This is a genomic window from Kosakonia pseudosacchari (genome assembly GCF_015167415.1).
GTDB lineage: Bacteria > Pseudomonadota > Gammaproteobacteria > Enterobacterales > Enterobacteriaceae > Kosakonia > Kosakonia pseudosacchari.
The window spans coordinates 4,885,557-4,909,996 of the sequence record NZ_CP063425.1 but is presented as its reverse complement, the minus strand read 5'-3'; the positions used below and the strand labels follow the sequence as shown (position 1 = coordinate 4,909,996).

23 protein-coding genes are annotated in these 24,440 nt (G+C 51.9%); 19 read left to right on the top strand and 4 right to left on the bottom strand.

What is annotated here, in order from left to right:
- The first annotated feature begins 361 nt into the window (after positions 1–361).
- From mnmG to IP581_RS23265, 11 genes are all read left to right on the top strand, one after another.
- Entirely contained in the window at positions 362–2,251 is a 1,890-nt protein-coding gene (mnmG, locus tag IP581_RS23315) for a tRNA uridine-5-carboxymethylaminomethyl(34) synthesis enzyme MnmG (RefSeq protein WP_086872183.1), read from the top strand.
- Positions 2,252–2,305: 54 nt separating this feature from the next.
- Positions 2,306–2,929: a 16S rRNA (guanine(527)-N(7))-methyltransferase RsmG gene (gene rsmG, locus IP581_RS23310; RefSeq protein WP_193821485.1), complete on the top strand. Its 624-nt coding sequence runs from the start codon at positions 2,306–2,308 to the stop codon at positions 2,927–2,929.
- Between the two features lie 617 nt (positions 2,930–3,546).
- Positions 3,547–3,927 carry a F0F1 ATP synthase subunit I gene (atpI, locus tag IP581_RS23305; RefSeq protein WP_193821484.1) on the top strand — a complete coding sequence of 127 codons (381 nt, stop codon included), beginning with the start codon at positions 3,547–3,549 and terminating at the stop codon, positions 3,925–3,927.
- A gap of 8 nt (positions 3,928–3,935) precedes the next feature.
- A complete protein-coding gene (gene atpB, locus IP581_RS23300; protein ID WP_020455863.1) occupies positions 3,936–4,754 on the top strand; it encodes a F0F1 ATP synthase subunit A in 819 nt (272 codons plus the stop codon).
- Between the two features lie 48 nt (positions 4,755–4,802).
- Positions 4,803–5,042, top strand: a complete 240-nt coding sequence (gene atpE, locus IP581_RS23295; protein ID WP_007369368.1) for a F0F1 ATP synthase subunit C — start codon at positions 4,803–4,805, stop codon at positions 5,040–5,042.
- A gap of 58 nt (positions 5,043–5,100) precedes the next feature.
- Entirely contained in the window at positions 5,101–5,571 is a 471-nt protein-coding gene (gene atpF, locus IP581_RS23290) for a F0F1 ATP synthase subunit B (protein WP_017458044.1), read from the top strand.
- A gap of 13 nt (positions 5,572–5,584) precedes the next feature.
- Positions 5,585–6,118: a F0F1 ATP synthase subunit delta gene (atpH, locus tag IP581_RS23285; protein ID WP_086872186.1), complete on the top strand. Its 534-nt coding sequence runs from the start codon at positions 5,585–5,587 to the stop codon at positions 6,116–6,118.
- Between the two features lie 12 nt (positions 6,119–6,130).
- Positions 6,131–7,672, top strand: a complete 1,542-nt coding sequence (gene atpA, locus IP581_RS23280) for a F0F1 ATP synthase subunit alpha (protein WP_017458046.1) — start codon at positions 6,131–6,133, stop codon at positions 7,670–7,672.
- 50 nt (positions 7,673–7,722) lie between these two features.
- Complete coding sequence (atpG, locus tag IP581_RS23275; RefSeq protein WP_017458047.1) at positions 7,723–8,586, top strand: F0F1 ATP synthase subunit gamma; 864 nt, start codon at positions 7,723–7,725, stop codon at positions 8,584–8,586.
- Positions 8,587–8,612: 26 nt separating this feature from the next.
- Entirely contained in the window at positions 8,613–9,995 is a 1,383-nt protein-coding gene (gene atpD / locus IP581_RS23270; RefSeq protein ID WP_017458048.1) for a F0F1 ATP synthase subunit beta, read from the top strand.
- A gap of 20 nt (positions 9,996–10,015) precedes the next feature.
- Positions 10,016–10,435: a F0F1 ATP synthase subunit epsilon gene (locus IP581_RS23265; RefSeq protein WP_086872188.1), complete on the top strand. Its 420-nt coding sequence runs from the start codon at positions 10,016–10,018 to the stop codon at positions 10,433–10,435.
- Between the two features lie 336 nt (positions 10,436–10,771).
- On the opposite strand, the gene IP581_RS23260 is transcribed toward IP581_RS23265, so the two are convergent.
- Positions 10,772–12,889 carry a right-handed parallel beta-helix repeat-containing protein gene (locus tag IP581_RS23260; protein WP_193821483.1) on the bottom strand — a complete coding sequence of 706 codons (2,118 nt, stop codon included), beginning with the start codon at positions 12,887–12,889 and terminating at the stop codon, positions 10,772–10,774.
- A gap of 343 nt (positions 12,890–13,232) precedes the next feature.
- Here IP581_RS23260 and glmU point away from each other — a divergent pair, with 343 nt between their 5' ends.
- The 8 genes from glmU (at position 13,233) to phoU (ending at position 22,186) form a co-directional block, all read left to right on the top strand.
- Positions 13,233–14,603 carry a bifunctional UDP-N-acetylglucosamine diphosphorylase/glucosamine-1-phosphate N-acetyltransferase GlmU gene (gene glmU, locus IP581_RS23255; protein ID WP_086872192.1) on the top strand — a complete coding sequence of 457 codons (1,371 nt, stop codon included), beginning with the start codon at positions 13,233–13,235 and terminating at the stop codon, positions 14,601–14,603.
- A 206-nt stretch (positions 14,604–14,809) separates the two neighbouring features.
- The gene (gene glmS / locus IP581_RS23250; protein WP_193821482.1) at positions 14,810–16,639 is read left to right on the top strand and encodes a glutamine--fructose-6-phosphate transaminase (isomerizing); all 1,830 of its coding nucleotides are present in this window, start codon (positions 14,810–14,812) and stop codon (positions 16,637–16,639) included.
- A 66-nt stretch (positions 16,640–16,705) separates the two neighbouring features.
- The gene (locus tag IP581_RS23245; protein ID WP_193821481.1) at positions 16,706–17,284 is read left to right on the top strand and encodes a hypothetical protein; all 579 of its coding nucleotides are present in this window, start codon (positions 16,706–16,708) and stop codon (positions 17,282–17,284) included.
- Between the two features lie 273 nt (positions 17,285–17,557).
- Entirely contained in the window at positions 17,558–18,598 is a 1,041-nt protein-coding gene (gene pstS / locus IP581_RS23240) for a phosphate ABC transporter substrate-binding protein PstS (RefSeq protein WP_065369729.1), read from the top strand.
- A 123-nt stretch (positions 18,599–18,721) separates the two neighbouring features.
- The gene (gene pstC, locus IP581_RS23235; RefSeq protein ID WP_017458058.1) at positions 18,722–19,681 is read left to right on the top strand and encodes a phosphate ABC transporter permease PstC; all 960 of its coding nucleotides are present in this window, start codon (positions 18,722–18,724) and stop codon (positions 19,679–19,681) included.
- The gene (pstA, locus tag IP581_RS23230) at positions 19,681–20,571 is read left to right on the top strand and encodes a phosphate ABC transporter permease PstA (protein ID WP_017458059.1); all 891 of its coding nucleotides are present in this window, start codon (positions 19,681–19,683) and stop codon (positions 20,569–20,571) included. Before pstC ends, pstA begins: the two co-directional genes overlap by 1 nt.
- 46 nt (positions 20,572–20,617) lie before the next feature.
- Positions 20,618–21,391, top strand: a complete 774-nt coding sequence (gene pstB, locus IP581_RS23225; protein WP_017458060.1) for a phosphate ABC transporter ATP-binding protein PstB — start codon at positions 20,618–20,620, stop codon at positions 21,389–21,391.
- 69 nt (positions 21,392–21,460) lie between these two features.
- Positions 21,461–22,186 carry a phosphate signaling complex protein PhoU gene (gene phoU / locus IP581_RS23220; RefSeq protein WP_086872200.1) on the top strand — a complete coding sequence of 242 codons (726 nt, stop codon included), beginning with the start codon at positions 21,461–21,463 and terminating at the stop codon, positions 22,184–22,186.
- A gap of 34 nt (positions 22,187–22,220) precedes the next feature.
- On the opposite strand, the gene IP581_RS23215 is transcribed toward phoU, so the two are convergent.
- The 3 genes from IP581_RS23215 to yieH are packed head-to-tail and all read right to left on the bottom strand — an operon-like array spanning position 22,221 to position 24,427.
- Positions 22,221–23,123, bottom strand: a complete 903-nt coding sequence (locus tag IP581_RS23215) for an ADP-ribosylglycohydrolase family protein (protein WP_097399739.1) — start codon at positions 23,121–23,123, stop codon at positions 22,221–22,223.
- Positions 23,124–23,147: 24 nt separating this feature from the next.
- Positions 23,148–23,735 (bottom strand): PF03691 family colicin E2 tolerance protein CbrC, encoded by a 588-nt coding sequence (gene cbrC / locus IP581_RS23210; RefSeq protein ID WP_020455854.1) that lies wholly within the window; start codon positions 23,733–23,735, stop codon positions 23,148–23,150.
- Positions 23,736–23,761: 26 nt separating this feature from the next.
- On the bottom strand, positions 23,762–24,427 hold the full coding sequence (yieH, locus tag IP581_RS23205) for a 6-phosphogluconate phosphatase (RefSeq protein ID WP_097399740.1): 666 nt from the start codon (positions 24,425–24,427) through the stop codon (positions 23,762–23,764).
- Positions 24,428–24,440: the final 13 nt, after the last annotated feature.

Sequence of the window (24,440 nt, the reverse complement as noted above, 5' to 3'; positions counted from 1 at the left end):
TCAGATGTGGATAACTATGCTTAAAAGCACTGATCAACCGGTAGTTATCCCATTAACAACTGCAGTTCAGTTTTTGACTTGTGTATAACTAGCCATTCTGATCCCAGCTTATACGGTTCAGGATCACCGATCATTCACAGCTAATGATCCTGCCTAATGAATTGATCTTAAAGTGATGATCCGGGTTATCCACAGTACCTGTCGATCCTAATAAGAGATCACAATAGAACAGATCTCTACATATAAAAGATCTTCTTTTTAATAGCCGGGATCCGATCCTTTCTCACTGGACTAAAGTTGAGTAGAATCCACGGCCCAGGCTTCAATCCAATTTCTAACCGCTCAGGCGAGGCATACCACCATGTTTTATCCGGATCCTTTTGACGTCATTATCATTGGCGGGGGTCATGCAGGCACTGAGGCCGCAATGGCCGCAGCGCGTATGGGTCAGCAGACCCTGCTTTTGACACACAATATCGACACGCTGGGGCAGATGAGCTGCAACCCGGCGATCGGCGGTATTGGGAAAGGACACCTGGTAAAAGAAGTGGATGCGCTTGGCGGGCTGATGGCAAAGGCGATCGATCAGGCAGGTATTCAGTTTAGGATACTAAACGCCAGCAAAGGTCCGGCAGTGCGCGCGACACGTGCACAGGCAGACCGCGTGCTTTACCGTCAGGCAGTGCGCACAGCGCTTGAAAACCAACCGAACCTGATGATCTTCCAGCAGGCGGTTGAAGATCTGATTGTCGAAAACGATCGCGTAGTTGGCGCCGTGACCCAGATGGGGCTCAAATTCCGTGCGAAAGCGGTGGTGCTGACCGTGGGGACATTCCTCGACGGCAAAATCCATATTGGTCTTGATAACTACAGCGGTGGTCGTGCGGGCGATCCGCCATCGATTCCGCTGTCGCGTCGTCTGCGCGAACTGCCGCTGCGCGTCAGCCGCCTGAAAACCGGGACACCGCCGCGTATTGACGCACGCACCATCGATTTCAGCGTCCTGGCCCAGCAGCATGGCGATAACCCGATGCCGGTGTTCTCGTTTATGGGCAACGCTGCGCAGCACCCGCGTCAGGTGCCGTGCTACGTCACGCATACCAATGAAAAAACCCACGATGTGATCCGCAACAACCTTGATCGCAGCCCGATGTACGCCGGGGTTATCGAAGGGATCGGTCCGCGCTACTGCCCGTCGATCGAAGATAAAGTGATGCGCTTTGCCGATCGCAACCAGCACCAGATCTTTCTTGAACCGGAAGGACTGACTTCAAACGAAATTTACCCGAACGGTATCTCCACCAGCCTGCCGTTCGATGTGCAGATGCAAATTGTTCGCTCCATGCAGGGGATGGAAAACGCGAAGATTGTTCGCCCTGGCTACGCCATTGAGTACGACTTCTTCGATCCGCGCGACCTGAAACCTACGCTTGAAAGCAAATTTATTCAGGGTCTGTTCTTTGCCGGCCAGATTAACGGCACCACCGGGTATGAAGAAGCTGCGGCCCAGGGGCTGCTGGCGGGGCTTAACGCTGCGCGCTTCTCTGCCGAAAAAGAGGGCTGGGCGCCGCGCCGCGATCAGGCTTACCTCGGCGTACTGGTGGACGATCTCTGTACCCTGGGTACGAAAGAACCGTACCGCATGTTTACCTCCCGTGCGGAATATCGCCTGATGCTGCGCGAAGACAACGCCGATCTGCGCCTGACGGAAGCGGGGCGTGAACTGGGTCTGGTGGATGACGAACGTTGGGCGCGCTTTAACGAAAAACTGGAGACTATCGAGCGTGAGCGTCAGCGCCTGAAATCTCAATGGGTATCACCAGCCTCTGAACATGCGCCTGCGGTCAACGAACATCTGACCGCACCGTTGTCGCGCGAAGCCAGCGGCGAAGATCTGCTGCGTCGTCCTGAGATGACCTACGAGCAACTGGTTCAGTTGGCGCCGTTCGCACCGGGCCTGGACGATCAACAAGCTGCCGAGCAGGTGGAAATCCAGGTGAAATACGAGGGGTACATCGCGCGTCAGCAGGATGAGATCGAAAAACAGCAGCGCAATGAGAACACGCTCCTGCCAGCAACGCTGGATTATCGGCAAGTGAACGGTTTGTCCAATGAAGTGATCGCCAAACTTAACGATCACAAACCGTCGTCTATTGGCCAGGCATCGCGTATCTCCGGGATCACCCCGGCGGCGATCTCCATTCTGCTGGTGTGGCTGAAAAAACAAGGTATGCTGCGCCGTAGCGCCTAATTTCACTTATCTGCCCGGTTCTTACCGGGCATTTTAATTCCACAGGTAACCACCGTGCTTAACAAACTCTCTCGTCTGCTCGATGAAGCAGGTATTTCGTTGTCCGATCACCAGCAACAACAACTGGTGGCTTACGTCGAACTGCTGCACAAATGGAACAAAGCGTACAACCTGACTTCCGTGCGCGATCCCAACGAGATGTTGATCCGCCATATCCTCGACAGCGTTGTGGTTGCGCCTTACCTGCAAGGTTCACGCTTTATTGACGTCGGGACCGGCCCCGGATTGCCGGGCATTCCGTTGTCTATCGTACGTCCTGAATCGCACTTCACTTTGCTCGACAGCCTTGGCAAACGGATACGGTTTTTACGCCAGGTTCAGCATGAATTGAAACTGAGCAATATCGAACCGGTGCAGAGTCGTGTCGAAGATTTCCCGGCAGAACCGCCATTTGACGGCGTTATTAGCCGCGCTTTTGCTTCGCTGAACGACATGGTGAGCTGGTGCCGACATTTACCTGGCGAAGAAGGGCGTTTCTATGCGTTAAAAGGTTTAGTGCCGGAAGAGGAAATCGCGCTGTTACCTGCTGATTTGTGTGTAGAAACTATTATTAAACTGCATGTTCCGCACCTCGATGGTGAGCGTCATTTGGTCGTCGTTAAAGCAAATAAAGTTTAATTTTTATCAAAAAATGTATCATTCGTGCGGTTGCTGCGATGTTAAAAAACGACATTAAAAACGATGATACGTTCGGTTACATTTAACCGTATTTTTACCAGGATTTTTCTGACATTTAACGATGAGAATTTTATTACCGCGTAAAATAATCAACTGTGAAAATATCAGTCCGCTAAAAATCGGCCTCGATAACGAAATATTCATGTTAAATAATTATTAAAAATGTCAATAAATCGTTTTTATAGTAGATGTGAGTGTTTTAAAAAGAGTTGTGATAAATCGGCTTAAATATCAGAAAGATGAAAAGTATCAAATTCCTGCTGCGATAAATAGGGTGGGTGCATAAATGTTTATTTTGTGACCGAGTGCACGCTTTACCATCAGGAATTTCGCGTTATTTGCACTTTTGCCCGAAGGTTCACAGTTTCTGCAAAAGTTTAAAAATAGCCCTTGGGAAAAATATTTAAACATTTATTCACCTTTTCGCTACTTATTGTTTGAAATCACGAGGCCGCACCGTATAATTTGACCGCTTTTTGATGCTTGACTCCGGGCCTCAAAGAACGTTTTATACGACACGCGGCATACCTCAAAGGGAGCAGGAGTTAAGAAACGCAATGTCTGTGTCGCTCTATAGTCGAAACGTTGCTCGCAGGCTTCTGCTTATTCAGTTTCTGGCAGTAATGGCAAGTGGATTGCTGTTTAGCCTCAAAGACCCCTTCTGGGGCATTTCCGCCGTGTGCGGAGGTATGGCAGTCTTGCTGCCGAATATGTTGTTTATGATTTTTGCCTGGCGTCATCAGGCGCATACACCCGCTAAAGGCCGCGTGGCCTGGACCTTCGCCTTCGGTGAAGCGCTCAAGGTGTTGATGACATTCGTGTTACTGATGGTGGCGCTGGCGGTTTTCAAGGTGGCTTTTTTGCCGCTGATAGTCACGTGGGTTTCGGTGCTGGTAGTTCAGATACTGGCACCTGCTGTAATTAACAACAAAGGGTAAGAGGCATCATGTCTGCAGGAGAATACTCAACACCGCAGGAGTACATCGGTCACCATCTGAATAACCTTCAGATTGACCTGCGTACCTTCTCACTGGTGGATCCGCATAACCCCCCGGCCACTTTCTGGACGCTGAATATCGACTCCATGTTTTTCTCAGTGGTTCTGGGTCTGTTGTTCCTGGTGATGTTCCGTAGTGTAGCGAAAAAAGCCACCAGCGGTGTCCCAGGGAAATTCCAGACGGCGATTGAGCTGGTGATTGGTTTTGTTCATGGTAGCGTCAAAGACATGTACCACGGCAAAAGCAAGCTTATCGCGCCACTGGCCCTGACGATTTTCGTCTGGGTATTCCTGATGAACCTGATGGATCTTTTGCCTATCGACTTCCTTCCGTGGATTGGCGAGCACGTCCTGGGTCTGCCTGCACTGCGCGTGGTGCCGTCTGCTGACGTCAACATCACCCTGTCGATGGCGCTGGGCGTATTTATCCTGATTCTGTTCTACAGCATCAAAATGAAGGGTATTGGCGGTTTCGCTAAAGAGCTGACTCTCCAGCCGTTCAACCATCCGGTATTTATTCCGGTAAACCTTATCCTTGAGGGCGTGAGCCTGCTGTCCAAACCGGTTTCACTCGGTCTGCGACTGTTCGGCAACATGTACGCGGGTGAGTTGATTTTCATTCTGATCGCGGGTCTTCTGCCGTGGTGGTCACAGTGGGTTCTGAATGTGCCATGGGCCATTTTCCACATCCTGATCATTACGCTGCAAGCCTTTATCTTCATGGTTCTGACGATTGTCTATCTGTCGATGGCATCCGAAGAGCACTGATTTTTAACAACACTACTACGTTTTAACTGAAACAAACTGGAGACTGTCATGGAAAACCTGAATATGGATCTGCTGTACTTGGCTGCCGCTGTGATGATGGGTCTGGCGGCAATCGGTGCTGCGATCGGTATCGGCATCCTCGGGGGTAAATTCCTGGAAGGCGCTGCGCGTCAGCCGGATCTGATTCCTCTGCTGCGTACTCAGTTCTTTATCGTAATGGGTCTGGTGGATGCTATCCCGATGATCGCTGTGGGTCTGGGTCTGTACGTGATGTTTGCTGTCGCGTAGTAAGGGTTGCTTTTCAAGCAATTGTTTAGAACGTTAACCAGATAAGAGGCATTGTGCTGTGAATCTAAACGCAACAATCCTCGGCCAGGCCATCGCGTTTGTCCTGTTCGTTCTGTTCTGCATGAAGTACGTATGGCCGCCGTTAATGGCAGCCATCGAAAAACGTCAGAAAGAAATTGCTGACGGTCTTGCTTCCGCAGAACGAGCTAAAAAGGACCTTGACCTTGCACAGGCCAATGCGACCGACCAGCTGAAAAAAGCGAAAGCTGAAGCTCAGGTAATCATTGAACAGGCGAACAAACGTCGTTCTCAGATCCTGGACGAGGCGAAAGCAGAAGCCGAGCAGGAACGTACCAAAATCGTGGCGCAGGCGCAGGCGGAAATTGACGCCGAACGCAAACGCGCCCGCGAAGAGCTGCGTAAGCAAGTGGCTCTGCTGGCAGTAGCCGGCGCCGAGAAAATCATCGAGCGTTCCGTGGATGAAGCTGCTAACAGCGACATCGTGAATAAACTGGTCGCTGAACTGTAAGGAGGAGGGGCTGATGTCTGAATTTGTAACGGTAGCTCGCCCCTACGCCAAAGCAGCTTTTGACTTTGCCGTCGAAACTCAGAGCGTTGACCGCTGGCAGGATATGCTGGCGTTCGCCGCCGAGGTGACGAAAAATGAAGACATGGCAGAGCTTATCTCCGGCGCGTTAGCACCGGAAACGCTCGCTAAGTCATTTATCGCAGTTTGTGGGGAGCAACTTGACGACAAAGGTCAGAACCTGATCCGGGTGATGGCGGAAAATGGTCGAATCAAAGTGCTTCCTGATGTTCTTGAGCAGTTTATTCAGTTACGCGCAGCCAGCGAGGCTATTGCCGAAGTCGAAGTGACTTCCGCGACCGCACTGAGTGAAGAACAGCTTTCGAAGATCCGCGCCGCGATGGAAAAACGTCTGTCACGCAAAGTGAAGCTGAATTGCAATATCGATAAGTCTGTAATGGCAGGCGTAATCATCCGTGCGGGTGATATGGTCATTGATGGCAGCGTACGCGGCCGTCTTGAACGCCTTGCAGACGTCTTGCAGTCTTAAGGGGACTGGAGCATGCAACTGAATTCCACCGAAATCAGCGAACTGATCAAGCAGCGCATTGCTCAGTTCAGTGTTGTGAGCGAAGCTCACAACGAAGGTACTATTGTTTCTGTAAGTGACGGTGTTATCCGCATCCACGGCCTGGCCGACTGTATGCAGGGCGAGATGATTTCTCTGCCGGGTAACCGTTACGCTATCGCACTGAACCTGGAGCGCGACTCCGTAGGTGCCGTTGTGATGGGTCCGTACGCTGACCTCGCCGAAGGCATGAAGGTGAAGTGTACTGGCCGTATTCTGGAAGTTCCGGTTGGCCGTGGCCTGCTTGGTCGTGTGGTCAACACCCTGGGCGCGCCGATCGACGGTAAAGGTCCGGTTGATAACGATGGCTTCTCGCCGATCGAAGTTATCGCACCGGGCGTTATCGATCGTCAGTCCGTCGATCAGCCGGTTCAGACAGGTTATAAATCCGTTGACGCCATGATCCCAATCGGTCGTGGTCAGCGTGAGCTGATCATCGGTGACCGTCAGACCGGTAAAACGGCGATGGCTATCGACGCTATCATCAACCAGCGCGATTCCGGCATCAAATGTGTGTACGTGGCTATCGGCCAGAAAGCGTCCACCATTGCTAACGTGGTTCGTAAACTGGAAGAGCACGGCGCACTGTCCAACACCATCGTTGTTGTGGCAACCGCTTCTGAATCTGCTGCACTGCAATACCTGGCGCCGTATGCCGGTTGCGCAATGGGCGAATACTTCCGTGACCGCGGTGAAGATGCGCTGATCGTATACGATGACCTGTCCAAACAGGCAGTCGCTTACCGTCAGGTTTCCCTGCTGCTCCGTCGTCCGCCAGGACGTGAAGCATTCCCGGGCGACGTATTCTATCTCCACTCTCGTCTGCTGGAGCGCGCATCCCGCGTTAATGCTGAATACGTTGAAAACTTCACCAAAGGTGAAGTGAAAGGTAAAACCGGTTCTCTGACCGCGCTGCCGATCATCGAAACCCAGGCGGGTGACGTTTCTGCGTTCGTTCCGACCAACGTAATTTCTATTACCGATGGTCAGATCTTCCTGGAAACCAACCTGTTTAACTCCGGTATTCGTCCGGCGGTTAACCCGGGTATCTCCGTATCTCGTGTGGGTGGTGCAGCTCAGACCAAGATCATCAAGAAACTGTCCGGTGGTATTCGTACCGCGCTGGCGCAGTATCGTGAACTGGCGGCGTTCTCTCAGTTCGCTTCCGATCTTGATGAAGCGACCCGTAAACAGCTGAGCCACGGTCAGAAAGTGACCGAGCTGCTAAAACAGAAACAGTATGCCCCTATGTCTGTTGCACAACAGGGTCTGGTGCTGTTCGCGGCTGAGCGCGGTTACCTCGAAGATGTGGAACTGGCGAAAATCGGTAGCTTCGAAGCCGCTCTGTTGGCTTTCGCTGACCGTGATCACGCTCCGCTGATGCAAGAGATCAACCAGTCCGGTGGCTATAACGACGAAATCGAAGGCAAGCTGAAAGGCCTCCTCGATTCCTTCAAAGCAACCCAATCCTGGTAACGTCTGGCGGCTTGTCTTAGGGCAGGCCGCAAGGCATTGAGGAGAAGCTCATGGCCGGCGCAAAAGAGATACGTAGTAAGATCGCAAGCGTCCAGAACACGCAGAAGATCACTAAAGCGATGGAGATGGTCGCCGCTTCCAAAATGCGTAAATCGCAGGATCGCATGGCGTCCAGCCGTCCTTATGCAGATACCATGCGCAAAGTGATTGGTCACCTTGCAAACGGTAATCTGGAATATAAGCACCCCTATCTGGAAGAACGCGACGTTAAACGCGTGGGCTACCTGGTGGTGTCGACCGACCGTGGTCTGTGCGGTGGTTTGAACATTAACCTGTTCAAAAAACTGCTGGCGGATATGAAAGCATGGTCCGATAAAGGCGTTCAGAGCGAACTCGCGATGATCGGCTCTAAGGGCGTCTCTTTCTTTAATTCCGTAGGTGGCAACGTTGTCGCTCAGGTGACAGGCATGGGTGATAACCCGTCCTTGTCAGAACTGATCGGCCCGGTAAAAGTGATGTTGCAAGCCTACGACGAAGGTCGTCTCGACAAGCTTTATATTGTTAGCAACAAATTTATCAACACCATGTCTCAGGTTCCGACCATCACTCAGTTGCTGCCGTTACCGGCTGCAGAAGATGAAGAGTTGAAGCGTAAATCCTGGGATTATCTGTATGAACCTGATCCAAAAGCGTTGCTGGATACGCTCCTGCGTCGTTATGTTGAATCTCAGGTTTACCAGGGTGTTGTGGAAAACCTGGCCAGCGAGCAGGCCGCACGTATGGTGGCGATGAAAGCCGCGACCGACAATGGCGGCAGCCTGATTAAAGAGCTGCAGTTGGTATACAACAAAGCTCGTCAGGCCAGCATTACTCAGGAACTCACCGAAATTGTCGGTGGTGCATCCGCGGTATAACCAGGTTAATTCGTAGAGGATTCATGATGGCTACTGGAAAAATTGTCCAGGTAATCGGCGCCGTAGTTGACGTCGAATTCCCTCAGGATGCCGTACCGCGCGTGTACGATGCTCTTGAGGTTAAAAATGGTAACGAGACGCTGGTGCTGGAAGTTCAGCAGCAGCTCGGCGGCGGTATCGTACGTACCATCGCCATGGGTTCTTCTGACGGTCTGCGTCGTGGTCTGGAAGTTAATGACCTTGCGCACCCGATCGAAGTCCCGGTAGGTAAAGCTACACTGGGTCGTATCATGAACGTGCTCGGTCAGCCGATCGACATGAAAGGCGACATCGGTGAAGAAGAGCGTTGGGCTATTCACCGCGCGGCACCTTCCTATGAAGAGCTCTCCAGCTCTCAGGAACTGCTGGAAACCGGCATCAAAGTTATCGACCTGATGTGTCCGTTCGCCAAGGGCGGTAAAGTTGGTCTGTTCGGTGGTGCGGGCGTAGGTAAAACCGTAAACATGATGGAGCTGATCCGTAACATCGCGATCGAGCACTCCGGTTACTCTGTGTTTGCGGGCGTGGGTGAACGTACTCGTGAGGGTAACGACTTCTACCACGAAATGACCGACTCCAACGTTCTGGATAAAGTATCCCTGGTTTACGGTCAGATGAACGAGCCGCCGGGAAACCGTCTGCGCGTTGCGCTGACCGGTCTGACCATGGCTGAGAAGTTCCGTGACGAAGGTCGTGACGTTCTGTTGTTCGTCGACAACATCTACCGTTATACCCTCGCCGGTACTGAAGTATCCGCACTGCTGGGGCGTATGCCTTCAGCGGTAGGTTACCAGCCGACGCTGGCGGAAGAGATGGGCGTTCTGCAGGAACGTATCACCTCCACCAAAACCGGTTCTATCACTTCTGTTCAGGCGGTATACGTACCTGCGGATGACTTGACTGACCCGTCACCAGCCACCACCTTTGCGCACCTTGACGCAACCGTGGTACTGAGCCGTCAGATCGCGTCTCTGGGTATCTACCCGGCCGTTGACCCGCTGGATTCCACCAGCCGTCAGTTGGATCCGCTGGTTGTGGGTCAGGAACACTACGACACCGCGCGTGGCGTACAGTCTCTGCTGCAACGTTATCAGGAACTGAAAGACATCATCGCCATCCTGGGTATGGATGAGCTGTCTGAAGAAGACAAACTGGTGGTAGCTCGCGCACGTAAGATCCAGCGCTTCCTGTCCCAGCCGTTCTTCGTTGCGGAAGTATTTACCGGTTCTCCGGGTAAATACGTCTCCCTGAAAGACACCATCCGTGGCTTTAAAGGCATCATGGAAGGCGAATACGATCACCTGCCGGAGCAGGCGTTCTACATGGTTGGTTCCATCGAAGAAGCAGTGGAAAAAGCCAAAAAACTTTAACGCCTTAATCGGAGGGTGATATGGCAATGACTTACCACCTGGACGTCGTCAGCGCAGAGCAACAAATGTTCTCTGGTCTGGTCGAAAAAATCCAGGTAACGGGCAGTGAAGGTGAACTGGGTATTTTCCCGGGTCACGCACCGCTGCTCACCGCCATTAAGCCTGGTATGATCCGCATCGTTAAACAGTTCGGTCATGAAGAGTTTATCTATCTGTCCGGCGGCATTCTTGAAGTGCAACCGAGCAGCGTGACCGTTCTGGCTGATACCGCTATTCGTGGCCAGGATCTCGACGAAGCGCGAGCCCTGGAATCGAAGCGTAAAGCAGAAGAGCACATTAAGAGCTCTCACGGTGACGTGGATTACGCTCAGGCGTCTGCGGAGCTGGCGAAAGCCATCGCGAAACTGCGTGTTATCGAGTTGACCAAAAAAGCGATGTAACACCGGCTTGAACGTTAAAAAGCCAGTCTGGTTTCCAGGCTGGCTTTTTTTATGGATGCGTTCCAGAAAACATGAAACTGAAAGGGTGTTTTATTATTTTGTGATACACATCACAAAAATATTGATCGGTTAAAAAATGCGGAGTAGACTCTTTTTTGTGAAGTTCATCACAGAAAATAACCTTCAGTCAAAGCGGGAAACCATTATGAAACTGATCAACAAAATCATCGCTCTCTTCAGCAACATGAACATCTCTTTCGGTACGTTCAATCATTAATTGCTGATATGCCGAGTGGCGCCACGCTTACCGTTGTGTGATAAGCGAGCGCCATCTGGCTACATTTCCAGTTCCGCCAGCACTGCTCCGCTATCCAGCACCTTCCCCTTGTTGTTCACGCTCTGCCCTTTCTCAATAAAATAATTCGTATCATCAATATTTCCGACCACCGCATCGTCATAGCGACCCGGCGCACTGCGCACCGATTTATTATTGATGAATTTCCCCTGAGTAGAGGCATCACCGTAGGGGCTTGGACGAAAAATAAAGTTAAAGCGTTGATTATCCGCAGCGATATTGTTCTCTACCACCAGTGCGCCAGGGTTAAAGTTGTCGGTGAAACCGTCCAGATGGTTACCAATCGCTTTGCTGTTTCGCACCTGATGTGCGACTGGCTGCCCTTCTCCCCCCAGTTTGAAACCGTTGCTGGTATTGTTGCTGGCAATAGAATTCTCGATCACCACAACACCGTTGCCACCATCCTCAATCTTATTAAACAAATCAAAGCCGTCATCGATGTTGTCATGGGAGTGGCATCTCTCCAGACGGTTACCGTCACCGACGCGCATCTTTACCGCGAAACCGTCAGCGTTAATTTTTCCCGGATCTTCATTCCCCCAGGATTCAGCATCGATCACGCGATTATGGCTCGCCCACAATGCGCGACCAATGTTTTCCGGCGAAGATATTTGAATGCCGGTATCGTCATTACGCCAGGCAACCACTTTTTCGATCACGTTATGGCTACCCTGCACACGCAGGCTCTTGCCGGTAACTTCAATGCCTTTGATATGCCAGTAGCTGGCATCAACCAGTAAACCGTGAACCACTGCTTTGCCATCGGCTTGCAGCGTTTTTGGTTTATCACGCAAGCCGCTGGCGGTGAGCGGGATCTCTGCCCGGGCATAATCTCCGGCTTTCAGGTTAATCGTCCCGCCTGGCGGCAACAGAGATATTGCAGTCGGCAAATCCAGTGGCGACGCAGCAGTGCCTTCTCCATCTGCTTTACCATCGGCTGCGGCATACAGAGTAGAAGTCATCGTTCCGGCAACCCTTTCGACAGTGAACGTCTGCGAAATGGGCGTAGTCTCATTGCCGCTTGTTGGCGTAAAGGTCAGTGCAAAGGTGTTCTCTGCCGAAAGGTGGGTTGGCAGAGTATACATTTCACCCGCTTTCACCGGTTTTTCATTACCGATCACCACTTCGTTCTGCCGAACGCTGAACAAGCCATCATAATTAGCGCGAGCCTGTACCGTGTAGGCTTCGCCAATGCTTTGTGTAGGAGAGGCTATTTGTACGACAACCGGCAACGGCTTAGCCTGCCAGGGCTTCGAGTTGATGGTCTGGGCTTTGCTGGTAGTCAATGTGGCATCGCTGACCACGATTTTGGCGTTACGTGAGGCAAAAAAACCCACGTAATAGTGGTCCTTGTTTTGCACTGAAATTAAATCGGTGCGCGGTACACTGTGACTGACCCATTTATCACTGCCATGCGGCGCCCATGCGCTGATAAAGCCGTCGTTGGTACGTTCTAATTTCAGGCGAAAGGTTGGCGTCTGGCGAAGATCAATCTCTTCCTGGTAACTCTGTTTCGAGATCGTGGCACCGGCGTTACCCCACGGCTGGCTGATCCCCTCGCGAGTAATCGCTTGCATCTTCACGCGAAAATTATCTTTTTTATCCTGCGTCATAATGGCGTTCATCACCATGTTTGATGCCGCTGGAAACTCTTCATAACCCTCTTTTAGCGGCTGCTGGCGCGGAGTACCTATCACGTCTCGTACCAGCAAACCGGCACCTTCCTGCGCGGCGGGTTTTGCACCGTTTTCCGGACCGAACTGCTCAACAGTAATCGTCGCCTGTAAGACAAAATTTTCGTTACCGGGAAGCTGGGTATAAAAAAACGTTAGCCCGTCGTGGGAATTAGCAATTTTGCCGCCACGGCTTTCAATGGTGATCGGATTTGTTAATGTTGCCTCATCCGTGACAGAGAGCTTTTTACCGGCAATGGTGACATCATTGACCCCTATTTTTTCCGGTAACACATTTGATGAGAAATTCATGTCGGTAGATTGCCCAAAAGCAATCGCTTTCCAGACAGGGGCTGCTGCAGCCAACGCAGGAACGGAAATAAGCGAGCTACAAACGGTGAGGGCCAGAGGTATTTTATAATTCATTATCTTCTCCTGATTGATAATTGCCTGCCATTATCATCAAGATGAAACGCTGTTTCTTTTTTGTGCGTCACACTCTTAGATGATTAAAACGCCGTTTTGTTTTTGTGCGATCTTTATTCAGGATGAAAAAAATGGCTAACCCATTGTATGAATTAGCACCAGCAGGAAATGGCGCTATTTTTCAGCGGTAAACTGATTTACTCTGCGCACCAACTAGCCTTCAAATGGCCTGTAATCGCCGAACTTGAGCGTTTCGTCGGCAATCCATTTCATGCTACAAAATATGTAGAATTTTCAACGTGAAAGAGGTTTACTTCTTTCCCAAAATAGAGTCAGGACGCATATGTTGAACACAAAAATGAGTGTGGTGATCCTTGCTGCGGGCAAAGGTACACGCATGTATTCCGATCTTCCCAAAGTGCTGCATACGCTTGCAGGGAAAGCGATGGTTCAGCATGTCATTGATACTGCGACTGTTCTTGGCGCGAACCACGTTCATCTGGTGTATGGACACGGCGGCGATCTGCTCAAACAACGCCTTTCTGACGATAAACTCAATTGGGTTTTACAAGCTGAACAACTGGGCACTGGCCATGCGATGCAGCAGGCTGCACCGTTCTTCGCTGATGACGAAGATATCCTCATGCTCTACGGTGATGTGCCGCTGATTTCGGTGGAAACACTGGAACGTCTGCGTGCGGCAAAACCGCAAGGTGGGATCGGTTTGTTAACGGTGGTTCTGCATGATCCTACTGGCTATGGCCGCATCACGCGCGAAAACGGCGTCGTAACCGGCATTGTTGAGCAGAAAGATGCCAGTGAAGAGCAGCGTAAGATTAATGAAATCAATACCGGTATTTTGATCGCCAATGGCGGCGATATGAAACGCTGGCTTAGCAAACTCACCAACAACAATGCCCAGGGTGAATACTACATTACCGATATCATTGCGCTGGCATACCAGGAAGGGCGTGAAATCACCGCCGTTCACCCGCAGCGCCTGAGCGAAGTGGAAGGCGTTAACAATCGTCTTCAGTTGTCGAGTCTGGAGCGCGCTTACCAGTCTGAACAAGCGGAGAAACTGCTGCTGGCAGGCGTTATGCTGCGCGATCCTGCACGTTTCGATCTGCGCGGTACGCTGGAGCACGGGCGGGATGTCGAGATCGATGCTAACGTCATCATTGAAGGTCACGTTAAGCTCGGCCATCGCGTGAAGATCGGGGCCGGTTGTGTCCTGAAAAACAGCGAAATAGGTGACGATTGCGAAATCAGTCCTTACAGCGTTGTGGAAGATGCTCGTCTGGAAGCGGCATGTACCATCGGGCCTTTTGCACGTTTGCGCCCGGGTGCTGAATTGCTGGCTGGCGCGCATGTCGGCAACTTTGTGGAAATGAAAAAAGCGCGGCTGGGTAAAGGTTCTAAAGCGGGCCATCTGACCTATCTTGGTGACGCGGAAATTGGTGACAACGTGAATGTCGGCGCAGGGGTTATCACCTGTAACTATGACGGCGCGAACAAGCATAAAACCATCATTGGTGATGATGTGTTTGTTGGTTCTGATACGCAACTGGTGGCACCTGTCACAGTCGGTAAAGGCGCAACTATTGCCGCCGGTACCACGGTGACGCGCAACGTTAACGAAAATGAACTGGTTTTAAGCCGCGTGCCGCAGGTCCAAAAACAGGGCTGGCAGCGTCCGGTGAAGAAGAAGTAACAATTTCAGGGATGAGGGGAAAGATAATCCCCCGCCCGCGTGCAGTACCTATAAAAATAACCCCACTCTCTACAAGGCTCGGGGAGTCCGGTAATCGGACACTTACACCCACTAATTCGCGTTGTACACAGGCAGCGTCGAAGCATGGCGTGTAAACAGGTTGACCGACAACAAAAGGCATAATGCCAAAATCGGAATCAAAAAATATGTGTGGAATTGTTGGCGCAGTCGCGCAACGTGATGTAGCTGAAATCCTTCTCGAAGGCCTTCGTCGTCTTGAATACCGTGGTTATGACTCTGCCGGTCTGGCAGTGGTTGATGCGCAAGGTCACATGACCCGGCTGCGTCGTCTCGGTAAAGTGCAGATGCTCTCTCAGACGGCGGAAGAACACCCTCTGCACGGTGGGACCGGTATTGCCCACACTCGCTGGGCAACACACGGTGAACCGTCGGAAGGCAATGCGCATCCGCATGTTTCTGATCATATTGTTGTGGTGCATAACGGTATTATCGAAAACCACGAGCCGCTGCGTGAAGAGTTAAAAGCGCGTGGTTATGTGTTTGTTTCTGAAACAGATACCGAAGTTATCGCGCACCTGGTGCATTGGGAACTGGAGCAGGGCGGTACGCTGCGTGAAGCCGTACTGCGTACTATCCCTCAATTACGCGGTGCATATGGCACGGTCATTATGGATACCCGCGATCCCAACACGCTGCTGGCAGCGCGCTCTGGCAGCCCGCTGGTTATCGGTCTTGGCATGGGCGAAAACTTTATTGCATCCGATCAACTGGCACTCCTGCCGGTTACCCGCCGCTTTATCTTCCTTGAAGAGGGCGATATTGCGGAAGTGACTCGCCGTAGCGTGACGGTTTTCGATAAATCCGGTGCGCAGGTTAAACGCCCTGATATCGAATCTAATCTGCAATACGATGCGGGCGATAAAGGTATTTACCGCCACTACATGCAGAAAGAGATCTACGAACAGCCGAACGCCATCAAAAATACCCTGACTGGCCGTATCAGCCATGGTGAAGTTGATCTGAGCGAACTGGGGCCGAATGCCAACGAACTGCTGTCGAAAGTTGAGCATATTCAAATTGTTGCCTGCGGTACGTCTTACAACTCCGGTATGGTTTCCCGCTACTGGTTTGAAGCGCTGGCGGGGGTTCCGTGCGATGTCGAAATCGCTTCTGAATTCCGCTATCGCAAATCAGCGGTGCGTCGCAATAGCCTGATGATCACGCTGTCGCAGTCTGGTGAAACGGCGGATACGCTGGCGGCGCTGCGCTTGTCAAAAGAGCTGGGATATCTGGGGTCGTTGGCGATTTGTAACGTGCCAGGTTCCTCGCTGGTGCGTGAATCCGATCTGGCGATGATGACCAAAGCCGGTACGGAAATCGGCGTTGCATCAACCAAAGCGTTCACTACTCAGCTCACAGTGTTGCTGATGCTGGTGGCGAAACTGAGCCGCCTGAAAGGGCTTGATGCGGCCATTGAGCACGATATCGTTCACGGTTTGCAGGCGCTGCCGAGCCGCATTGAGCAGATGCTGTCGCAGGATAAACGCATTGAAGCGCTGGCAGAAGATTTCTCCGACAAGCATCATGCGCTGTTCCTTGGCCGTGGCGATCAGTATCCGATTGCACTGGAAGGCGCGCTGAAGCTGAAAGAGATCTCCTATATTCACGCCGAAGCCTATGCCGCAGGTGAACTGAAACATGGTCCGTTGGCGCTGATTGATGCCGATATGCCAGTGATTGTTGTTGCGCCAAACAATGAACTGCTGGAAAAACTGAAATCCAACATCGAAGAAGTTCGCGCCCGTGGCGGCGTGCTGTATGTCTTTGCCGATCAGGATGCCGGTTTCACCAGCAACGACAATATGCACATTATCGATATGCCGCATGTAGAAGAAATGATCGCGCCAATCTTCTATACCGTGCCGCTGCAACTGCTGGCTTACCATGTTGCGCTGATCAAAGGCACCGACGTGGATCAGCCGCGTAACCTGGCGAAATCGGTTACTGTGGAATAAGGTCTTAAGCTTCTCATAATGTAGAGAGAGGTTGCCTGATGGCAGCCTCTTTTTTTAAGGATAGCCATGAGTTTGTTGGAAAAAATGGCAGGTGCGAGGTTGCTTGCACTCATCAATTATTGCCGGGGCGTTGATGCGGGAATAGCGGGTCGCAAGCTGGCAGAGTTGAAGCTGGCTGCGGAGGCATTTACAGAGATGCCAAAGGCCTATCCTGCAGGCAGAGGCGGGATGACATTTTATGGCAGCGCAACGGTAGTATTTTATGCGTTACTGCTGAGCTATGTTTGCTTGGCTATTGCAGCGAAATCGGTGATTAGCGGTCTGGGGATTATTGCCGGGATAGGCGTGTTCGTTCTGCTGATCGTCGCGTTAACAGGCGTTGAGAAAGGTAAAACATTATCCCTGAAACTGTTTTTGGCAGTCTGGTTTCTGTTATCTGTTTGCAATGTGCTGGTGGCAGGATGGCTAATGTTTGCGCCATTTAGCTGGTTATCTCTGGCTTGTTGGGGAAGCGGTTTTTTTCTCTGGTGGCTGGCGCGGCAGGTGATGAATGGGCCAGAACTGACGAAATTGATGCAGTGGCGTGTGTCACTGAAAATCATGCAATTCCGCCGTGATGCGCTAACGCAACCGAAGCGTAAATAAATTAATACGCGGTGGCTTTTTTCTCGCGGTTGGTTAGGACTTCTTGTCAGATTCAACTACGTTTTTAGTGTCATAAAATTAAAATCATACTGAAATATCATTGTCATTAAGCGTTTTATCTCGCTGATAACGCATTCAATATTCACTGAATCAAACCGTAATCCGTTGCTGTCATAAAACAGTAACAATCATTGCATATAACTGTCATCAAAGTGTCCTATTTTGCTCATCGTAGCCACTAAACAACGATTTACGATTCTTGCAGGAGACATTATGAACGTTATGCGTACCACTGTCGCAACTGTTGTCGCCGCGACCTTTTCTCTGAGTGCATTTGCTGTAAACGCAGCTGCCAGCCTGACAGGCGCGGGCGCAACTTTCCCGGCTCCGGTGTATGCCAAGTGGGCTGATACCTATCAGAAAGAAACAGGTAACAAGATTAACTATCAGGGCATCGGTTCTTCGGGTGGCGTTAAACAAATTACGGCTAAAACTGTTGATTTCGGTGCGTCCGATGCTCCGCTGTCTGACGACAAACTGGCTCAGGAAGGCCTGTTCCAGTTCCCGACCGTGATCGGCGGTATCGTGCTGGCAATCAACGTCCCGGGTGTTAAATCCGGCGAGCTGGTACTGGACGGCAAAACCCTCGGTGATATCTACCTGGGTAATATCAAAAAATGGGATGACGCGGCTATCGCCAAACTCAACCCAGGCCTGAAACTGCCTTCGCAGAACATCGCTGTGGTTCGCCGCGCTGATGGTTCCGGTACCTCCTTCGTTTTCACCAGCTACCTGGCGAAAGTGAACGAAGAGTGGAAATCTAAAGTCGGTTCTGGTTCTACCGTTAACTGGCCGACCGGCTTGGGCGGTAAAGGTAACGACGGTATCGCCGCGTTCGTTCAGCGCCTGCCGGGCTCTATCGGTTACGTTGAATATGCTTACGCTAAGCAGAACAACCTGACCTACACCAAGCTGCTCTCTGCCGATGGTAAAGCGGTTAGCCCGACGGAAACCAGTTTCTCCAACGCGGCTAAAGATATCGACTGGAGCAAATCTTTCGCGCAGGACCTGACTAACCAGAAAGGTGCGGATGTGTGGCCAATCACCTCCACCACGTTCATTCTGGTGCACAAAGAGCAGGCTAAACCTGAGCAGGGTGCCGAAGTGCTGAAGTTCTTTGACTGGGCCTACAAAAAAGGCGGCAAACAAGCTAACGACCTCGACTACGCAACCCTGCCGGATAGCGTTGTTGAACAAGTTCGCGCTGCCTGGAAAGCCAACGTGAAAGACAGCAGCGGTAAAGCACTGTACTAAGCACTCGTTTTTGAAGAACATGGCGGATGGCGCTTACACCATCCGCCTTACAGATCTTCTGTAGGCCGGCAAGCGCAAGTGCCTGCGGGCAAATTCGTAAGACGTTAAACTGAAGAGTAATTTATGGCTGCAACCAAGCCGGCATTTAATCCCCCGGGTAAAAAAGGCGACATGTTATTCAGCGCACTGGTAAGACTGGCTGCGCTGATTGTGTTATTGCTGCTCAGCGGCATTATCGTGTCCCTGATTTTCTCCTCATGGCCAAGCATTCAGAAGTTTGGTTTTTCTTTCCTGTGGACCAAAGAGTGGGATGCGCCGAATGACGTCTACGGGGCGCTGGTACCGATTTATGGCACCATTGTTACCTCGGTCATCGCGTTGCTTATCGCTGTTCCGGTGAGTTTTGGTATCGCACTGTTTCTGACGGAGCTGTCGCCAAACTGGCTGAAACGCCCGCTGGGTATTGCTATTGAGCTGCTGGCGGCGATCCCGAGTATTGTTTACGGCATGTGGGGGCTGTTTATTTTTGCTCCGCTGTTCGCAACTTATTTCCAGGAACCGGTGGGCAATGTCCTTTCCAACATTCCTTTTGTCGGCGCGCTGTTTTCCGGCCCCGCATTTGGTATCGGTATTCTGGCTGCCGGGGTGATCCTCGCCATTATGATCATTCCGTACATTGCGGCGGTAATGCGCGATGTATTCGAACAAACGCCGGTGATGATGAAAGAGTCGGCCTACGGCATTGGCTGCACGACCTGGGAGGTTATCTGGCGTATCGTACTGCCATTTACCAAAAACGGGGTGATTGGCGGCGTGATGCTGGGGCTGGGGCGCGCACTGGGTGAAACCATGGCGGTGACCTTTATCATCGGTAACACCTACCAGCTCGACAGTGCTTCGCTGTTTATGCCTGGCAACAGTATTACCTCTGCGCTGGCGAACGAGTTCGCCGAAGCTGAATCGGGCTTGCATGTCGCAGCATTGATGGAACTGGGGCTTATCCTGTTCGTGATCACCTTTATCGTGTTGGCCATTTCAAAATTCATGATCATGCGCCTGGCGAAAAACGAGGGGGCACGCTAATGGCTACGCTTGAAATGCAAAGCACCGCTCAACTGGCTGAATCGCGTCGCAAAATGCAGGCGCGCCGCCGTCTGAAAAACCGCATAGCCCTGACATTGTCAATGGCGACCATGGCCTTTGGTCTGTTCTGGTTGATTTGGATCCTGCTGTCGACGGTTACACGCGGTTTTGATGGTATGTCGCTGGCGATGTTTACCGAAATGACGCCGCCACCCAATACGGCGGGCGGTGGCCTGGCTAACGCCTTGGCGGGCAGCGGACTATTAATTCTCTGGGCAACGGTTGTCGGTACGCCGCTGGGCATTATGGCCGGGATTTATCTGGCGGAATATGGCCGTAAATCACTGTTGGCTGAAATTATTCGGTTTATCAACGACATTCTGCTTTCAGCGCCTTCAATTGTGGTCGGCCTGTTCGTTTACACCATTGTTGTCGCGCAGATGCAGCACTTCTCCGGTTGGGCCGGTGTGATTGCGCTGGCGCTGTTGCAGGTGCCGATTGTCATCCGTACCACGGAAAACATGCTGAAACTGGTGCCGGACAGCCTGCGTGAAGCGGCTTACGCGTTGGGAACGCCGAAGTGGAAGATGATTTCGGCGATTACCCTGAAAGCCTCGGTTTCCGGGATTATGACTGGCGTGCTGCTGGCTGTTGCGCGCATTGCGGGTGAAACGGCACCGCTGCTGTTTACCGCGCTCTCCAATCAGTTCTGGAGCACCGATATGATGCAGCCTATCGCTAACTTGCCGGTGACAATTTTCAAATTCGCTATGAGCCCGTTTGCCGAGTGGCAGCAACTGGCCTGGGCCGGGGTGCTGATCATCACTCTCTGCGTACTGTTGTTAAATATTCTGGCGCGCGTCATTTTCGCGAAGAGTAAACACGGTTAATTTTTGCGACGCGGCGAAAGCGGCGTCGAGTTGAGGAAAGAGATAAATGAGTATGGTTGAAACGACGCCGGGCAAAATTCAGGTTCGCGATTTGAACTTCTATTACGGCAAATTCCATGCACTGAAAAACATCAGCCTGGATATTGCCAAAAATCAGGTAACGGCGTTTATCGGGCCGTCGGGCTGTGGTAAGTCCACGCTGCTGCGTACGTTTAATAAAATGTTTGAGCTTTATCCGGAGCAACGTGCCGAAGGCGAAATTCTGCTGGATGGCGACAACATTCTGACGAACACGCAGGATATTGCGTTGCTGCGCGCGAAAGTAGGGATGGTGTTTCAGAAGCCAACGCCGTTCCCAATGTCGATTTATGACAATATCGCTTTCGGTGTGCGCCTGTTTGAGAAACTTTCACGCCCGGATATGGACGAGCGCGTGCAGTGGGCTTTGACTAAGGCCGCATTATGGAACGAAACCAAGGATAAACTGCACCAGAGCGGGTACTCTCTCTCCGGTGGTCAGCAACAGCGTCTGTGCATCGCCCGCGGCATCGCGATCCGCCCGGAAGTGCTGCTGCTTGACGAACCTTGTTCAGCGCTCGATCCGATCTCCACGGGTCGTATCGAAGAGCTGATTACGGAACTGAAACAGGATTACACCGTTGTTATCGTAACGCACAACATGCAGCAGGCGGCGCGCTGTTCCGATCACACGGCATTTATGTACCTCGGTGAGTTGATTGAGTTCAGCAATACAGATGATCTGTTCACGAAGCCGAAGAAGAAGCAAACGGAAGACTACATTACCGGGCGCTATGGTTGATTTGCCGAACCGTAAAGGTCTCAGCAACCCTGTTACAACGTGAAATCTGTCGGGCATTTGGAGTGCACCATGGACAATCTCAACCTTAACAAACACATTTCCGGGCAGTTCAACGCTGAGCTGGAAAGCATTCGCACTCAGGTAATGACCATGGGTGGAATGGTGGAGCAGCAGCTTTCTGATGCGATCACCGCCATGCACAACCAGGACAGCGAGCTGGCTAAGCGCGTTGTTGAGGGCGACAAACAGGTCAATATGATGGAAGTCGCCATCGATGAAGCTTGTGTGCGCATTATCGCCAAGCGTCAGCCGACGGCGAGCGATTTGCGTCTGGTTATGGCGATCATTAAAACCATCGCTGAGCTGGAACGTATTGGCGACGTGGCGGATAAAATCTGCCGTACCGCACTGGAGAAGTTCTCTCAGCAGCACCAGCCGCTGCTGGTAAGCCTGGAGTCGCTTGGCCGCCACACCGTGCAGATGCTGCACGACGTGCTGGACGCTTTCGCCCGTATGGATCTGGATGAAGCGGTGCGTATCTACCGCGAAGATAAAAAAGTGGATCAGGAATATGAAGGCATTGTGCGTCAGTTAATGACCTACATGATGGAAGATCCCCGCACGATCCCGAGTGTACTGACCGCGCTATTCTGTGCGCGCTCTATTGAGCGTATCGGCGACCGTTGCCAGAATATCTGTGAATACATCTTCTACTTCGTGAAAGGCCAGGATTTCCGTCACGTGGGTGGCGATGAACTGGATAAGCTGCTCGCCGGAAAAGATCCTAAAGAGTGATGTGAAAACCCCCTCAGCGACGAGGGGGTTTTTTTCAGGCCGATTTTGCCAGCAGCTTTCTTGCCAGCGTATCGATATCCTCGTACTGCCAGAGTTTGTCACGCCACGTTTGCGGAATGCCGTTTATCCCGTAAAACGCGCCGGCCAGTTGCCCGGCAATGGCGGCGGTGGTATCCGCATCATCGCCGAGGTTGGTTGCCAGCAGGATGGTTTCTTCAAAATCATTCCCTTTGGCGAAACACCACAGCGCAGCTTCCAGGCTCTGCACGCAGTAACCAGTACCAAAAATCTCCGCCCGCGTTTTTTGCAGATAGCGACCTTCAGCGATATGGCGCAGGTTTTCCTGCTCCGGCAACTGCGCGATATCGGTCAGCGTTTCCTGCTTACTTTTGCCCTGTAAGGCATTCATAAGCTGTTGCGCGAACAGACGGCAGCTGGCGAGCGCTTCCGGCGCGGCGTGCGTCGTGCGTGAAGAGGCTTGTGCATATTCCAGCACTTGCGCTTGATCCGGAAAGAACCATAGCACCACAGGCGCCAGTCGCATCAGTGAGCCGTTGCCCGCTGTTCGCGGATTGCTGGAACCGGCAAACGGTTCGCCATCATTGGCGAACTTTTGCAGCGCGCTGGCAACGGTCATGCCGATATCAAAACAGTGACCCGTAGAGCTTAAATAGCCCCACTTCCACCAGTTCAGATAACGGTTCATCTGATCCTTTGCGTCAAATCCGTTACAGGTGACCAGGCTTTCCGCAAGGCACAGCGCCATTGAGGTATCATCAGTCCACTGCCCGGCCTGTAAATGAAACGGGCCGCCGCCTTCCATCCCCGTCACAGGTGGAAAGGAGTCCTTCGCGCGGAACTCCACCGTGGTACCAACCGCATCACCTGCGGCCAGCCCAAGCAGGCAACCCTGATAACGTGCAAGTAATTCAGACATCTGTTGTGCTCCTGTCGCTCTCCGTCAGGAGAGATCGGCCCACAGCCGCAATTTCCCACAATGCAGACAGCGGAAGAGATAACCCTGGCAATCGCCGCCGTCGAGCAGGTATTCGGGTAGCTTCTCGTAATCAATGCCGAAAGCATCGCAGTCGGCCCGCAAATCAGCAAACTGATCCAGCTTGTCGGCAATCTCTTTCCAGCCAACGTAACCTTCGAAGGCGCAAAAATCATTACAGTGTGCCAGCCAGAACTCCTGCTGCCAGCCACAATATCCCGGCGTTCTTTCGGTCAATTCAATCACGCTGGCTTCCGGCCAGGGATTTTTAAAGCCGGTAAATTCGCCTTCGTCGTCGAACTCGCTTTCTATCCCCTCCAGAGAGGATTCATCCTGAAAGCTACCGCCAAATTTCTCTGCAGCTGCACCGTCTGCAATACACCATGGGCAGAGATAATCGACATCTTGCTGGGTATAGAACGGATTGGTGTAGTAGACATTGGTCGGCTGCTGACAGCAGGCGCAGGTGACCGTTTTGTCTTCAGAGAACACCCCGGTTTCCAGAGGTTGCGGGTGATATTTAAATACCGGTAGAGGGCGATGTGTCTGGGCCATAAAAACATCCTGTTTAGTGGTTTAGATTAACGCGTAACATGCCACCCGCGAGCGCGCCACAGTTCTGGCAACTGCGCCAAATCAGTGAACGTAGTCACTTTTGGGTGGTCGATGGGTTTGTTATGCGGATCGGCGCAGAAGTAAAATACTTCCATCCCTGCCGCGATACCAGATTGCGCCCCGGCGGTGGAATCATCCACGAGAATACAGTTTGCCGGATCGACATTAAGCGCTTTAGCTGCATGGTACATTATCGCCGGATCGGGCTTCCAGCGTTGGATGTCATAGCCGCTAAACAGTTTTTCAGGAAAGTGATGTAGCATTCCAAGTTTGCCCAAAGAGTGTTGCATTTTGCTGACGGGGCCATTAGAAACAACGCACATCGGAATCGCTACCGCGTCCAGCAATGCATTCGCACCGGCAATCACTTCCAGCTCGCTGTCAAACAGGCGCGCCACTTCCGCGCGGTACACCGGCTCCAGCGCGCTTTTATCCAGCGGTTTACCGTACTCTTCGCCGATAACATCGATGATTTCATACAGTTTCATGCCTTTAAATCGTTTAAAAACCTCGTCGAGATCGAGCGAAATACCAAACGCTTCAAACATATGCACGTATGCGCGGGAACAAATTACTTCACTGTCGACCAGGGTGCCGTCACAGTCGAAAAATACCGCTTCAATGTGGGACATGCCGTTTCCTGTT